Source organism: Spirosoma lituiforme (assembly GCF_054776635.1).
In genome coordinates this window covers 342,020-354,585 of sequence record NZ_BAAHBO010000003.1, presented here as the reverse complement: position 1 = coordinate 354,585, position 12,566 = coordinate 342,020, and the positions used below count along the sequence as shown (strand labels likewise).

9 protein-coding genes are annotated in these 12,566 nt (G+C 49.7%); all 9 read left to right on the top strand.

Annotated features, from left to right (window positions below):
• Positions 1–123 precede the first annotated feature (123 nt).
• Complete coding sequence (locus ACYU87_RS13710; protein WP_461134650.1) at positions 124–1,245, top strand: lactonase family protein; 1,122 nt, start codon at positions 124–126, stop codon at positions 1,243–1,245.
• An 83-nt stretch (positions 1,246–1,328) separates the two neighbouring features.
• On the top strand, positions 1,329–1,925 hold the full coding sequence (locus tag ACYU87_RS13705; protein ID WP_461134649.1) for a 3-keto-disaccharide hydrolase: 597 nt from the start codon (positions 1,329–1,331) through the stop codon (positions 1,923–1,925).
• 276 nt (positions 1,926–2,201) lie between these two features.
• A complete protein-coding gene (locus ACYU87_RS13700; protein WP_461134648.1) occupies positions 2,202–2,624 on the top strand; it encodes a putative quinol monooxygenase in 423 nt (140 codons plus the stop codon).
• A 98-nt stretch (positions 2,625–2,722) separates the two neighbouring features.
• A complete protein-coding gene (locus ACYU87_RS13695; protein ID WP_461134647.1) occupies positions 2,723–3,409 on the top strand; it encodes an NUDIX hydrolase in 687 nt (228 codons plus the stop codon).
• A gap of 263 nt (positions 3,410–3,672) precedes the next feature.
• Positions 3,673–5,004, top strand: a complete 1,332-nt coding sequence (gene xylA, locus ACYU87_RS13690; RefSeq protein WP_461134646.1) for a xylose isomerase — start codon at positions 3,673–3,675, stop codon at positions 5,002–5,004.
• A 300-nt stretch (positions 5,005–5,304) separates the two neighbouring features.
• Complete coding sequence (locus ACYU87_RS13685; protein ID WP_461134645.1) at positions 5,305–5,895, top strand: RNA polymerase sigma factor; 591 nt, start codon at positions 5,305–5,307, stop codon at positions 5,893–5,895.
• Positions 5,896–5,953: 58 nt separating this feature from the next.
• Positions 5,954–7,027 (top strand): FecR family protein, encoded by a 1,074-nt coding sequence (locus ACYU87_RS13680; protein ID WP_461134644.1) that lies wholly within the window; start codon positions 5,954–5,956, stop codon positions 7,025–7,027.
• Positions 7,028–7,260: 233 nt separating this feature from the next.
• The gene (locus tag ACYU87_RS13675) at positions 7,261–10,713 is read left to right on the top strand and encodes a TonB-dependent receptor (protein WP_461134643.1); all 3,453 of its coding nucleotides are present in this window, start codon (positions 7,261–7,263) and stop codon (positions 10,711–10,713) included.
• Between the two features lie 12 nt (positions 10,714–10,725).
• Positions 10,726–12,540, top strand: coding sequence for a RagB/SusD family nutrient uptake outer membrane protein (locus ACYU87_RS13670; protein WP_461134642.1), 1,815 nt, complete (start codon positions 10,726–10,728; stop codon positions 12,538–12,540).
• Positions 12,541–12,566: the final 26 nt, after the last annotated feature.

Sequence of the window (12,566 nt, the reverse complement as noted above, 5' to 3'; positions counted from 1 at the left end):
CGTATAATTTCTCCATCCATTGATTATTTTTTTAAGAACTGCCGTTTACAGCCTGTACTCTCTTAGGCAAAATCGGTAGTTTAGCACACCTGCCTGCTTATTAAATGAACTCAATTGTAAACTATGAACAAACTAATAATGGGTGTTTTAACGGGGATTAGTCTGGCGGCACAGGCTCAGTCGGGTAAAGAGATTATGTATGTCGGCACGTATTCCCTACGGGGTAGCGAGGGCATCTACGTATTTGAGTTTGATCGGAAAACGGGTGCTATGCAGCCCGTACAGGCTGTTTCAAACGCAAAAAGTCCTTCTTTTCTCGCTATCCACCCATCCGGTAACTACCTGTATTCCGTAAACGAAGGCGCGGATAAACGGGGTGGGGTAAGTTCATATGCGGTCGATAAACCAACAGGGAAACTAACGTTCATGAATGGACAGTCTTCACTAGGCGCGGGCCCGTGTCATATAAGTGTCGACCAGACGGGGAAAACCGTGTTTGTTTCCAACTATGGTGGAGGGAGTCTGACTGTGTTGCCCGTTCAGGCGAATGGCCATCTGGCGGCACCCTCCGATAGTGTTCAGGATGTCGGGACCGGACCCAACACGCAGCGTCAGGATAAATCCCATGTACACTCGGCGACGCTCGCGCCCGATAATCGCTTCGTGTACGTCGCTAACCTGACAACTGATAGGGTCAATATCTTCGAGATAGATACTAAAACAAGCACCGTAAAGCCAGCTTCGACGCCTTACGCAGCCGTAAAGCCAGGTTCAGGACCACGCCATTTCACCTTTCATCCGAATGGCAAGTACGCCTACCTGGTTGAGGAGTTGACCTCAACCGTAGCGGTGTTCTCGAGAAATGCGAAAACAGGTGCCCTGACCTTGATTGACGACCACGTAAAGACTTTGCCTGAGGGTTTCACCGGGCAAAATACGAGTGCTGACATTCATATTGATTCATCCGGTAAATTTCTATACTACTCCAATCGGGGTGCGAATACGCTGGCTATTTTTGCCATCGGTACGGATGGGCGCCTAACGAAAGTTGGCGATCAGCCAACGGAGGGCAAGACACCCCGCAACTTCCTGGTCGATCCAAAGGGCGAGTTTGTTTTCGTGGCCAATCAGGATACGGATAACATTACGATCTTCAAACGTGACCAGAAAACGGGCAAACTGACCTATACGGGTCAGTCGGTGAAGGTACCAGCTCCCGTATGCGTGCTCATGGCGGGCAACTAGCCTGGTAACTGTACCAATTAACTCACTAATTTGCCTGTCGTAGAAACTGTAATATATTAACAAGTCGAAAAACCCAATACTCCATGAAATACTGTATTGCCCTTTGCCTAATTGTGGCCGCGTTTGCCTTCACAGCGCCGACCAAAACCATTAAGCTGTTCAATGGCAAAGACCTGACTGGCTGGAAAATTTACGGTACCGAAAAATGGTACGTCGAAAACGGTGAACTCATCTGCGAGAGCGGCCCGGACAAGAAATATGGCTACCTGGCAACCGAGAAATTCTATAAGAACTTCGACTTATCTCTGGAGTTCAAGCAGGAAGCCAACGGAAACAGTGGAGTATTTTTCCGGTCTACCGTTGACGGAACGAAAGTGAGTGGCTGGCAGGTAGAAGTGGCCCCGCCCAACCACGATACGGGCGGTATTTACGAATCGTACGGCCGGAACTGGCTGGTACAGATTCCCGACGAGAAAGAAACGATCCTGAAACCCGGCGAATGGAACAAACTTCGCATCCGGGTAGAGGGCGATCATGTTCAGACCTTCCTCAATGGTACGCAAATGGTGGATCTGACCGACGAAAAAATTGGTAAAGGAGAAGGGGGCATCGCGTTACAGATTCACGACGGAGGTGGCATCAAAGTTCGCTGGAAGAACCTGAAATTGCAGCCGCTGTAAAAACACGTCCTTTTATTGCTGAACTATCCGTTCGGCAACTGGTGGCCCCGCATGGGGCCGCTTTTTTTGTAGGTCGGATCTAAGGAGAATGAACGGAAGTTAACAGGTCTAATGACCCAATGTAATAAACCCGAATCCGTAATTATGGTAGGTAATACCGTGATGTGTGTACACACTATAAAAAGAAATAGCAGGAACTTTGTTGGGCAGTATGCACGAATAGAGCGTACTTATAAACTGACGATAAAATAGTTATAATGACCTCAATTGTCACTCATGAACAGACAAAATGCACTCTTTACGCTCTCAAGCCTTGTGTTAGTGATCTTTGGCTGCCATACGGTTTTTGCGCAGCAGCAGGACAGAATGGTACGTCTTACTGAAATCGAAATCGATCCGGCTTATCTGGAAGAGTACAAAACCATTCTCAAAGAAGAGTCGGCGGCATCCGTAAAACTGGAGCCGGGTGTGATTGCCATCTTCCCGATGTATCGGAAGGATAGCCCTACATCGGTCAGGATTCTGGAAATGTATGCCAGTAAAGCCGCGTACGAGCAGCATCTGAAAACCAGCCATTTCCAGAAGTACAAAACGACTACACTCAAGATGGTTAAATCATTGAAGCTGGTAGATATGGAGTCATTGGATGCGGCTACTATGCCCTTCGTGTTCAGAAAATTGAAGCAGGACAACGAATGACTACTGTTGCGCTGACACACTCATGAAGCTACCTAGTTTTAATTCGGGCTGTCGTCTATTTTTGTGATCAATAAGATTCCGTCCCGTCAATCTCCTCCATGTTAGATCAATACAAACAACAGCAGCCCTATCTGCTGGCTTTGGACTCCATTATTTTTGGTTTCGATGGCGAAAGTTTAAAAGTTTTGTTGGTGAAACGTGGGGTAGAGGAACAGACCTGGTCGCTGATGGGTGGCTGGCTGCAACCGGATGAGGGCCTCGAACAAGCCGCAGCCCGTATTCTGTTCGAACTCACTGGCCTGACCAATGTATACCTCGAACAGTTGTCTGCTTTTGGTGAGCCACACCGTGACCCGATTGTTCGCACCATCTCCGTAGCGTACTTTTCCCTGGTTAAAGTTGCGGATTATGAGTCGAAAATTTCAGAGACGTTTCAGGCGCGCTGGTTTTCAATTTACGACTTGCCCCCCTTACTTTTCGATCATGGCGATATGGTGGAGCTGGCCATCAAACGACTTCGTTACAAGGCCGCCCAGCACCCCATTGGCTTTGAATTACTGCCCGAGAAATTTACGATTCCCCAGTTAAAGAAGCTGTACGACGCGATTTACAACACCGATTTCGATAAGCGTAACTTCAGCCGAAAAATCCTGTCTACGAACCTGCTCATCAAGCTGGATGAGAAACAAAAAGGGTTTTCGAAGCGGGGTGCTTATTTCTACCGGGTCGATATGGCCAAGTACCAGCAAAACTCCGATTCCTTCCTGAATTTCATTCCTTCCTGATCAGGCCTGTAACCTGCGTTTTATCATCTACACGGCTCTTCGTCTCCCGGACAGCTTGTTGCCAACTTATTCAATAAAATAATAGGTGTCGATTTGACATTTAAAAAATAAGTGTCATTTTTACACTAATAAATAGTGTGCATAAATTCTGCTCGTCTACGTGCCCGGGCTAACCGTTCCAGATTGTATTCGTGCAGTGGAAGGTTGCTTGCAGTGGACAGAATTAATCAGCGTATAATCCCGTACAAACCACTTATCAAATCATGTCAACGATCACATTGGGCGATCAGGAGTACTTCAAAGGCATTGGTGCCATTGGCTACGAAGGCCCTAAATCCAAAAATCCGTTAGCCTTCAAATGGTACAACCCCGACTTAGTTATCGGCGGAAAAACCCTGCGCGAGCAATTGCGTTTTGCGATCAGCTACTGGCATACCTTCTGCGGAGCTGGTGGCGATCCCTTCGGTCCGGGCACCCGCGTGTTCGCCTGGGATCAGGACAACGATGCCAACGTGCGGGCCCGCCTGAAAATGGATGCGGCTTTCGAATTCTTTACCAAAATTGGGGCGCCCTACTATTGCTTTCACGACATCGACCTGGTTGATGAAGGATCATCGGCAGGTGAGTACGAAGGCCGGTTGCAGAAGATTGTTGAATACGCCAGGCAAAAACAACAGGAAAGTGGAGTTAAGCTGCTCTGGGGTACGGCCAACGTATTCTCGAACCCGCGCTACATGAACGGAGCATCGACCAATCCGGATTTTGCCGTGCTCGCTTACGCCGGTACGCAGGTGAAAAATGCCATCGACGCGACGATTGCCTTGGGGGGCGAAAACTACGTGTTCTGGGGTGGCCGGGAAGGGTATATGTCGCTGCTGAACACCAACATGAAGCGCGAAGTTGAGCACCTGGCCAAATTTCTGACCATGGCTAAAGATTACGCCCGCAAGCAGGGGTTCAAAGGAACGTTCTTTATCGAGCCAAAACCGATGGAACCCACCAAGCACCAGTACGACTACGATGCGGCTACGGTGATCGGCTTCCTGCGTCAGTACGGTCTGGACAAGGATTTTCAGTTGAACATTGAAGTTAACCACGCCACGCTGGCGGGTCATACGTTCGACCATGAATTGCAGGTAGCTGCCGATGCGGGTATGCTGGGTAGCATTGATGCAAACCGGGGCGATAACCAGAATGGCTGGGATACGGATCAATTCCCGATTAACCTGTACGAACTGGTCGAAGCCGCGCTGGTCATTCACCAGGCGGGTGGTATCAAACCCGGCGGGATCAATTTCGATGCGAAAGTGCGACGAAACTCAACCGATCTGGAGGATCTGTTCGTTGCTCACATTGGCGGGATGGATGCTTTTGCCCGGTCGTTCATTGTAGCCGATGCCATTTTACAGGATTCTGACTACCTCAAATTCCGTCAGGAGCGGTATGCTTCGTTCGATAATGGCCAGGGAAAAGCCTTTGAAAACGGTACCCTGACCCTGGAAGATCTGCGGAGCTATACGTTCGAAAATGGCGAACCGCAATTGCGCAGTGGCAAACAAGAATGGCTGGAAGGTATTATCAATCAGTACATCTAGACCTGATCGCCATCCAGCGTAGAGTAGTCTGACGCGATTAAGCGGAACGAAATTTAGAAAGCTGGTATCAGCGTCTGGACACAAGCAATTTATACGTTATCATAGGTTAGTAGTCAGCAAAGCTCCATCGGAATCCGGTGGAGCTATTCTTGAAAATAGCGTACTGCCTCTATCAACTATTGGGGCAGCAGCGAATAAATACGGATTTATAAATTTGATACATACAGTTTAAGTATTGTATAATTTTGAGTATATTTATCTCTTTTCTTATTTGTCCGTACGTATACATTCTCAAATTTCATGACTCCCGAAGACCACGTGTTATGGCAATTATACCGTGAGGGCGATAAGCAGGCATTCGGTCGATTGGCTGAACGCTATTATCGCACGCTTAAACGCTATGGTCTGAAATTTGTGGTCGACGAAGAGGTAGTTGAAGACTGTATTCAGGAACTATTCCTGCAACTCTGGCAAAATCGCTTACGTATTAACGAGACAACTTCGGTCAAACACTATCTGTTAAAAGCACTAAGGCATCATGTTCTCCAGTATTTACGAAATCAGAAGCGTTTGAATCAGGAGGAACTCGATTGGGATAGCTCGATTGCGGAGGAAGCCGACTCAGAAACATTATTGATTCAGCGGGAATCTCTAACCTCTCTGACCAACACCATACAGGCTCAACTGGCGTCTCTGCCAGATCGTGAACGGGAAGCACTTTACCTGCGCTATTACGAAAGCTTGACCATACCCGAGATTGCCGAAGTGATGAACGTAAATCGGCAATCCGTTTCCAACTTTCTACAAAAAGCACTTAACAAGCTTCGTAATCAGTGGCTTGTGCACACCATTCTGAGTAGTTGCATTTTTTTTCAAAAAACTTTCCTTTAAGAAGGGTATCGTTGGGGCGGTTCTTCATACTATCAATGAAAATCGCAGAAAAGTACCAATGAGCTTTCCTTTCGAGAATTTTTATACCGTCGAAGATTTCCTGCAAAATGACGCTTTTCGGACCTGGGTTCGGGAAAGACGGCCGGAAGATCGGGCATACTGGCAACAATGGCTGGCCCAATACCCCGAAAAAAGACCCCTCTACGAGCAGGCCGTTGCCACCTTGCTGGTCGTTCAAGGAAAACAGGCTGAGTTTTCAGACCAGCATGTACGAGAAAACACCGAGAAAATATTAGACCAGCTTACCCCAACGGAAACTGTTATAAAGCCTTTGCTGGGTTGGCACTGGGGGCGGTGGGCAGCCGCAGCTGCGGTAATCAGTCTGATCGTCTGGTGGCAACTGGACAGCCCCGTCGTTCGCCAGATCGTGGGAGTTGATAAACAAACAGAGCCGTCAGAGCAGGTTACCGACTGGAAAAGTGTAAAAAACGTGACCGGACAGCCGTTGGTCGTGTTACTCCCCGACGAATCCTCCGTACTACTATCTTCGGGAAGTCAGCTGCGCTTCCATAAACGCAACACGCATAAGCTTCGGGAAGTGTATCTTCAGGGGGAGGGTTTCTTTGAAGTGAGTAAAAATCCCGCCAGACCCTTCATCGTTTATACGACCAACCTGACTACTAAAGTACTGGGTACCAGTTTTCAGGTACGGTCTTTTGACAAGGAAACAGCCGCCTACGTAAAGGTAAAGACGGGCAACGTTTCGGTTACTCCAGTCGATGCGCCAGACCAGTCGGTATTGTTGACGAAAAATGAGCAGCTTAGCCTCGAAACGAGAACGGACAAGGTTGTCAAGCAAGCGGTCTTGCCTTCTAAAGAATATTCCTCAGCTATTGTCGATCAGCAGTTTACGTTCGAATTCACACCTGTAGCAGACATATTCACGCAATTGGAGTCCAGCTATCATATGCCAATTCGCTATGATCGCCAGCAGCTTGCCAATTGCACCTTCACCGGCCAACTCAACGACGTTCCTTTTCTGGAGAAAATCCGGCTTATCTGCCTGACGACCGAAGCCGATTTTAAAATCGTTGACAATCAGGTAATTATTCAGGGTCATGGTTGTGACTAATTGTTTCTTAACGCCTTAACTAACCTGCTTTTTATGGAATAAAAACTATCTCTTTTTAACAGAAAAGCGATAGTGCTACCAACACTATCGCTCAAGTGTCCCCAAATGTGTCATATGTACACATTAAGTTCTCGGCTAAAGAGGGGACTTGTTTTGTCGCTTTCCTAAAACCAACAAAAACGCATAAATGTATGCATTACCGTTTCACCGATCGCAATGTTTGGATCAGGATTATGAGAATTTCTACCCTGCAACTCTTACTTGCCCTTACGCTAACAAACATAGGCTTCGCCCTTGATGGTAAAGCCCAGGAACTTCTGAATCGGCGGATCACAATCTCCGCTCAAAATGAGGACGTCGAAGTGACGATCCGGCGTATCGAAAAACAGACGAATGTTCAGTTTCTGTTTAGTCGGGAAATCATTCAATCGAAGCGGAAAGTAACCTATCAGGCTAAAAATGAGCAGCTTTCGCAAGTGCTGGAGCGCATTCTGGCTCCGCTTAATCTTAGTTATGAGGTAGTGGGTCAGCAAATTGTTATCCGCAGAGAAGGCATTTCCGCTGCCAGTCAGCAGGACAAGACATCCGACGAGATCAACACCGAGCAGGCGCAAGACATCCAGGTAACAGGCCGGGTTACAGCCGAAAATGGCGAAGCGTTGCCAGGCGTCAACATCCAGATCAAGTCGACCCAGCGCGGTACAACCACCGACGGAAACGGTACGTACCGGATCAGTGTACCGGACCGGAATGCAGTGCTTGTGTATTCGTTCATCGGCTATCTGAGTAAGGAAGTAGCCGTCGGTTCGCAATCGACAATTAATGTCACCCTGGCGAACGATGACAAAACGCTGAATGAAGTAGTCGTTGTGGGCTATGGCGTACAACGTAAACGCGATATTACGGGGTCTGTAGCCTCCGTCAACGAAACGACCCTCAAAGAAGTACCCGCTCCTAACCTGGTCAACCAGTTGAAAGGTCGGGCGGCTGGGGTTTCTATCGTCAGCAATGGCTCGACACCCGGTTCGCAGGGGCAGATTCGTATTCGTGGCAACCGGACCCTGACGACCAGCCAGCAGGGGGGCGACGGGCTGGACGGTCCGCTGGTTGTTGTTGATGGTATTCCCTACGGTGGGCTGAACGACATTAACCCCGATGACATCGTTAACCTGGAGATTCTGAAAGATGCCTCGGCTACGGCTATCTACGGATCGCGGGGGTCAGGTGGGGTTATTCTCGTAACCACCAAACGGGGGAAAGTGGGCAAACCCGTTTTCAGCTACGACGGCTATCATGGCGTAACCAGCATCATGGGCAAATACAATGTCTTTAATGGCTCCGAGTATGCCCAGTTTAAAGCCGATGCTGCCAAGTACAATCGGGCAACTCCCGGTACGTCAGCTTACCCGCTAACCATCAAAGAGCAGGCAGCACTGGCTTCCGGTGTTTCGACCGATTGGCAGGATTTGATTTATAAGTCCGGCTTTATGACTAACCACCAACTGGGTATGGTGGGTGGCGTCGAGAACACGCAGTATTCGCTGGGTCTGGGTTATTTTAACGAAACAGGCGTCATTCCCGGTCAAAGCTTTACCCGGGTCAATATCCGGGCTACCGTCGACCAACGCATTGGCAATCGGATTAAGGTAGGATTGAACACGCTCAATACGCTAACCTACACCAGTACGCCCGGTGGGGATGGCGTTCCGGGTGGTCTGGTCAGTTTAACGCCATTGGCATCGCCTTATAATGCCGACGGGTCGGTAAATCTGTTCCCGGCAGAAGGCTCTATCGATGCGGCCCGGATCAGTCCGCTAACGATTATCACCAAAAAGGATTCGTATTTCAACCGGACCCGTTCGTTACGGACGTTCAACAGCCTGTATGCCGAAGTAAACCTGCTGCCCGGGTTGCGCTATCGTTTCAACGCGGGTTTGAATTTCAGCCAGTCGAACTTCAACGGATACAATGGCCCGCTGACTTATTTTAACAGTGCCACGGTTCAGTCATCGTCTAACGCTGAAGTGAGCAACACCGAGTATTGGGATGTCAACCTCCAGCATTTGCTATACTATGATAAAACGTTTGGCAAACATAAACTAGGCGCAACGGTGCTGTATGAATACACCAAGAACCACTCGCTGGGCAGCCGCTTTACGGTCACAGGGGTTCCGGCAGACTACATTAAAACGTCAAATTTTGCGCTGGCATCCGGTACGCCGGTGGCGGCTACCGACTACGGTAACTCCTTCACCGAAACGGGTTTGCTGTCGTATATGGGACGAGTCAATTACAGCTATAACGACCGCTACCTGCTGACCCTGACCCTGCGCCGGGATGGTTCGTCAACCCTGTCGCCTGCCAACCGGTACTTCAACTACCCGGCTATTGGTGCGGGCTGGAATATCATCGAGGAGCCTTTCATGAAAAACGTGCCGGCTATTTCAAATCTGAAACTGCGGGGGAGCTGGGGCTTGGCGGGTAACCGAAATGTAGGGGCCTATTCAACGCTGGGATCGCTGTCGGCGGGTTATTACAATTTTGGTACTGGAACCGCCGGACAGCAATTAGCCTATACGGTTACGAGTCTACCCGCCACGGGCCTGGGCTGGCAGTCGACCGCACAGGTGGATCTTGGTATTGATTTTGGCTTCCTGAACAACCGCATTACGGGTTCGGTGGATTATTACCATCAAAAAACCAAAGACATTCTGCTGTCCGTTCCACTGCCAGCCAGTAACGGGGCCGGTTCGACGCTAAAAAACCTGGGGGCAACCGAAGGCAAGGGTCTGGAAACATCCCTGACCGTCGATATCTTCAGAAATCCGAAAGGATTCAACTGGAGTGTGGATGCCATTTATTATTTCAACCGCGAAAAAATTACGCAGCTGACCACGCCAACCGAACAGTCTAACGTTGGGGCTGGCTGGTTCGTTGGGCAACCTCTTACGGTAATCTACGACTACAAAAAGATTGGCATCTGGCAAACCGCCGACAAGGAAAACGGTACGCTGGCCAAGCAAACCTCTCCGGCTCAGCAGCCGGGTCAAATCCGGGTCGAGGATGTCAACGGCGATGGAAAGATAGATCCCTCCGACCGGCAGATTCTGGGCAATTTCCAGCCTAAATTCGAAGCGGGTCTGACCAACCGGTTCAACTACAAAAACGTTGACCTGTCGATTGTTACGTTTGCCCGGATGGGTATGAACGTGGTGGTGCCGTACCTGACTGGTAACTCGGGTGGGGGGGGCGGTTTTGCCTTCTTCAACCAGGCTCGCTCCAATCAGGTAAAAGTCGACTACTGGACCGAAACCAACCCAACCAACGCGTTCCCGGCGCCCGACGCCGGTAATGCTGTTCAGTACTATGCCTCGACGCTAGGCTATTATGACGGCTCGTTCATTAAAATCCGAAGCATCAACCTGGGCTACACGGTGGCCGGAACGTTCCTCAAAAAAGTGGGTATGAGTTCGGCCCGGCTTTACCTGAACGTCACCAATCCGCTGATTCTGTATTCGCCCCTGGTGCATGATAAACTGGCCGTCGATCCGGAAGGCAATGGCTATGCCGGTTCGACCGTGAGTGCTCAGGGAGCGGATACCGCAACACCAACGCGTCAGATCGCCATAAACCTCAATAACCCACCCGTTCGCCAATTTACGTTCGGTGTCAATCTTAAATTTTAATTCGTAGTGACGATGAAAAAATTGACTATATCGCTGCTTGTCGCGTGCCTCGCTCTTTTTAATACCAGCTGCGAAAAAATATTAGACGAAAACCCGCAATCCCAGATTGTTCCAACGTATTTCAATAGTTCGTCCGGGGTATTGGGTGGCATTGCTGGGGTGTATAATGACATTCGTTCCCAGTGGGGGACGGAGGGATTCACTGCTGAGATGCAGGTTGGTACGGATGAATTTCTCCGGGGGGCCAGCGCAGGGTCCTCGACATCTTACGATTACAATGGCCTGAACGGAAGTAACTTTGGCTCGGCCTGGGGAATTGCTTTTCAGGATATTAATACGCTAAACGGGGTGCTTCAGTACGGGCAAACGGTTGATTTGCCCGATGCTACCCGGAAACAGTATCTAGCCCAAGCCAAGTTTCTGCGGGGTTTCTGGTACTTTTATCTGGTACAGACCTGGGGTGATGTACCACTCAATACGACGTTTATTACAGTTCCCTCACAGGCGGCCTCCCGCCAGCCGGTAGCGCAGGTATACGAGCAGATTATCAAAGACCTGACCGAAGCCGCTGCTGACTTGCCGAACACGCCAACCGCGCCGTTTCTGGGCAAAGCGGCTACCAAACCCGTGGCTCAGCTGCTGCTGGCCAAGGCGTATCTAACCCGTGGCTGGCTGAATAATACGGCTTCTGATTTTACGCAGGCGGCTACTATCTGCGCCGACGTTATTGCCAATAAATCGACCTATGGGCTTGACTTATGGCAGGATTACGGCGACGCATTTTTGCCAGCCAACGATTATGGTAAGGAAACCATGTTTGTCAGCGATCACGTGCTCGACCCAAAATATGGCTATTATACGGTAGGTGGGGCTGCTGGTGGTGGGGCTGCTCAGAATCTGACTCCCTGGTTAACCAACTGGAATTATCCGAATAATAGTGGGATCAATTCCTACAAAAATGCGTCGGGGACCTATGTAAACAACGGAACATCGCTGATGATCCGGGATTCGCAATACGGTCGTCCGTACGTGCGGATGCGGCCCAATAGCGATAAACAGAAGAGTGGCGATAATGTCGGCAAGAGCTATTTTCTGGACCAGGCCTTTACTACGCGCGATGTCGATTCCCGGTTTATGAACTCGTTCTATACCGTTTATATCGCCAATACATCGGTTACCAATACCGCCAATGCCACCAACAATCAGCGGGGTATTGGGTATACGACGGTTGCCGGTGCCGATACCGCCGTTTGGCTGCCTGATTACGAAGTGACGGGGGCGCCCCAGTTTGTCGGGACCCGGCCCTTCAAAGGGATTGTCGTGCCACCAAGCCTGTGGAACAATGGTATTTTCCCGGCGCTGAAAAAGTTCATGGACCCTAGCCGGGGCGCCAACTTCAATGACCCATCGACCCGCCCCTGTGTCTTGTACCGCTTCTCGGATGTGTACCTGATCGGAGCCGAAGCCTACTTTAAAGCGGGAGATGCTACCAAAGCGGCTGCCCTGATCAATGTTGTACGGCAGCGGGCGGCCTACCGCAAAACGAATACGGCGGCTCAGAATGCGGCTGCTGTAACGGCTATGACGATGCAGCCATCGGACGTTACGCTGGACTTTATCCTGGATGAACGCAGCCGTGAATTCTTCGGTGAATGGCAGCGGTGGCACGATCTGGTCCGTACTCGTTCGCTGGTGCGCCGTGTGAAAGCCTGGAATCCAGAAGCAGCCCCTTATATCCAGGATTTCCATATGCTACGGCCGATTCCACAATCGCAGATCGACCGGGTTGTGGATGGGCCTAAATTTTCGCAAAACCCCGGTTATTGATGATGAAAATTTAATATAATATAGGT

Coding starts and splice junctions, on each gene's coding strand:
- ACYU87_RS13710 (WP_461134650.1), top strand. CDS start 124: ATGAACAAACTAATAATGGGTGTTTTAACGGGGATTAGTCTGGCGGCA.
- ACYU87_RS13705 (WP_461134649.1), top strand. CDS start 1,329: ATGAAATACTGTATTGCCCTTTGCCTAATTGTGGCCGCGTTTGCCTTC.
- ACYU87_RS13700 (WP_461134648.1), top strand. CDS start 2,202: ATGAACAGACAAAATGCACTCTTTACGCTCTCAAGCCTTGTGTTAGTG.
- ACYU87_RS13695 (WP_461134647.1), top strand. CDS start 2,723: ATGTTAGATCAATACAAACAACAGCAGCCCTATCTGCTGGCTTTGGAC.
- xylA (WP_461134646.1), top strand. CDS start 3,673: ATGTCAACGATCACATTGGGCGATCAGGAGTACTTCAAAGGCATTGGT.
- ACYU87_RS13685 (WP_461134645.1), top strand. CDS start 5,305: ATGACTCCCGAAGACCACGTGTTATGGCAATTATACCGTGAGGGCGAT.
- ACYU87_RS13680 (WP_461134644.1), top strand. CDS start 5,954: ATGAGCTTTCCTTTCGAGAATTTTTATACCGTCGAAGATTTCCTGCAA.
- ACYU87_RS13675 (WP_461134643.1), top strand. CDS start 7,261: ATGAGAATTTCTACCCTGCAACTCTTACTTGCCCTTACGCTAACAAAC.
- ACYU87_RS13670 (WP_461134642.1), top strand. CDS start 10,726: ATGAAAAAATTGACTATATCGCTGCTTGTCGCGTGCCTCGCTCTTTTT.